General features: G+C 72.1%; 4 protein-coding genes. 1 reads left to right on the top strand and 3 read right to left on the bottom strand.

What is annotated here, in order from left to right; translation table 11 throughout:
- The 3 genes from AC27VN_RS39855 to AC27VN_RS39865 form a co-directional block, all read right to left on the bottom strand.
- On the bottom strand, nucleotides 1-735 hold a 735-nt coding region (locus AC27VN_RS39855), incomplete at its 3' end, for a MerR family transcriptional regulator (protein ID WP_490880268.1).
- A 16-nt stretch (nucleotides 736-751) separates the two neighbouring features.
- The gene (locus AC27VN_RS39860) at nucleotides 752-1,072 is read right to left on the bottom strand and encodes a hypothetical protein (protein ID WP_093351565.1); all 321 of its coding nucleotides are present in this window, start codon (nucleotides 1,070-1,072) and stop codon (nucleotides 752-754) included.
- A gap of 112 nt (nucleotides 1,073-1,184) precedes the next feature.
- Complete coding sequence (locus tag AC27VN_RS39865; RefSeq protein WP_172705803.1) at nucleotides 1,185-1,355, bottom strand: hypothetical protein; 171 nt, start codon at nucleotides 1,353-1,355, stop codon at nucleotides 1,185-1,187.
- 86 nt (nucleotides 1,356-1,441) lie between these two features.
- Between AC27VN_RS39865 and AC27VN_RS39870 the strand changes: the two genes are divergently transcribed.
- The coding region (locus AC27VN_RS39870) for an MATE family efflux transporter (RefSeq protein ID WP_490880269.1) at nucleotides 1,442-2,036 on the top strand (595 nt) is incomplete at its 3' end.

A 2,036-nucleotide genomic window follows, 5' to 3' on the forward strand; every position in this document is an offset into this window, starting at 1 on the left:
GCGCGCGAAGTCCTCGGCGTCGAGGTGGCGCAGCAGCGCGGCCATGCGCAGGCCGATGGCCTCTTCGATGTAGCCGATCAGCGCGGCCGAGGGACCGTCGTCGCGCCGCGCCACCGGCTCGCTGCGGTACATCTCGCCCCAGCGCTCGATCAGGTCGTAGTTGCCGTCCATCCACTGGCCCATCAGCGTCATCCAGCGCGCGGCCAGCGGTTGCAGCTCGAGCGCATCGGCCGGCACGCCGCGCGCCATGCACTCGCTCACCTCGGCGATCAGCGGCGGCCACTGGTCGGCCACCGCCTTCCAGTTCGCCATCAGCGCGCGGATCTCCTCCGGGCTGAAATAGCGGCCGTAGGTGCTCATCTGCTCGAGCGTCGCGAGCCAGTCGCCGGTGTCGGGCCGGCCGCCCTCGGCCAGCCGCTGTTCGAGCAGCGCGAGCCGCTCGCGCAGCGTGGTGGCCTGCGCGATCTGCCGGTCGAGCGCGGCGATCTGGCGCGCGACGATCGCGGGCAGCGATTCGCCGCCCGCGCCCAGCAGCCCGCCGATCTCGGCCAGCGGCAGCCCGAGCAGCCGCAGCGCCTGGATCGCGTGCAGCCGCGCGATGTCGTCGGCGCCGTAGAGCCGGTAGCCGGCCTCCGAGCGCGCCGAGGGCGCGAGCAGGCCGATGGCGTCGTAGTGGTGGAGCGTGCGCACCGTGAGCCCGGTGCGCCGCGCGAGTTCGCCGACCTGGAGCAGCATGGCGGCGGCGCCGGGTTCAGTCCCCGGACGGCACCGGTTCGGGCCCGGGCCAGCCCAGCAGCTCGGCCAGCCGTTGCACCACCCAGTCGGCCTCGGCCGGCTGCAGGCCCGCCTCGGGCACGGCCAGGCCGGCGCGGATGCGCGCCAGGATCTCGCTCTCGACCGGCACCTCGGTGTGGTGCTGGATCTGCGCATGGCCCACCAGGTGGCTGGCCAGGTCCTCGCAGATCTCGTAGCGCTCGCGCACCACGCCGATGGGCTCGCGCAGCCGCTGCCGCGCGTCGGTGTAGACGGCGAAGAACGAGGGCGGGATCAGGATCTGGTTGTCGTCGGACATCGAAGGGTTATAGCCCCTGGCAGGGGCCCCTCAACGACGAAACGCGCCCGCGGGCGCGTTTGTCGGGGGTTTCGCACCACCGGCCCGGCGGGCCGTGGCGGCGAAGGCCGGATCAGCCGCCCTTCTTGGCGCGCTTGCCGGGGTTCTTCTTGCTGCGCGTCGCGGTGCCGCGCTCGAGGCTGACCTTCTGGCCGCCACCGTTGCGCGGCAGGGTGAAGCCGGGCAGGGGCACGGGCTTCGGGCTGGCGAGACGGTCGGCTTCGGTACGGATTTTCTTGGGCATGGAAAGCTCGGGTAAAAGTGAAGTTCGAAGGCGTAATTAGGCCACAGCGAGGATTTTGCATGCCAGAAAGCGCAATGGGGGGAGACATGGCCCGGCCGAGGTTCGTCACGGGCTCGCTGCTGCGGCATGTCTGCGTGATGGCGGGCACCGGCGCCATCGGCCTGATCGCGGTGTTCGCGGTCGACCTGATCAACCTGTTCTACATCTCGCTGCTCGGCGAGAAGGCCATCGCCGCGGCCGTGGGTTTCGCGGGCGTGGTCGGCTTCTTCCACACCTCGCTGTGCATCGGGCTGATGATCGGCATCGCGGCCGTGGTCTCGCGCACCGTGGGCGCGGGCCGCGCGCACGATGCGCGCCGCATCGCCACCGCGAGCCTGGTGCTGATGGCGGCGATCTCGCTGGTGGCCGGCAGCGGCACCGCCTTCTTCCTCGGCCCGGCCGTGCATGCGCTGGGCGCCGAGGGCGAGACCGCGCGCTTCGCGCAGCGCTACCTCGCGATCACGGTGCACACGATGCCGCTGCTCGGGATCGGCATGGCCTGCTCGGCGCTGCTGCGCGCGGTCGGCGACGCGCGGCGCGCCATGATGGTCACGCTGATCGGCGCCTTCGTCACCGCGGTGCTCGACCCGATCCTGATCTTCGGCTTCGGCATGGGGCTCGACGGCGCGGCCGTGAGCGCCG

This window comes from Variovorax sp. 20P10.2.4, from assembly GCF_058244205.1.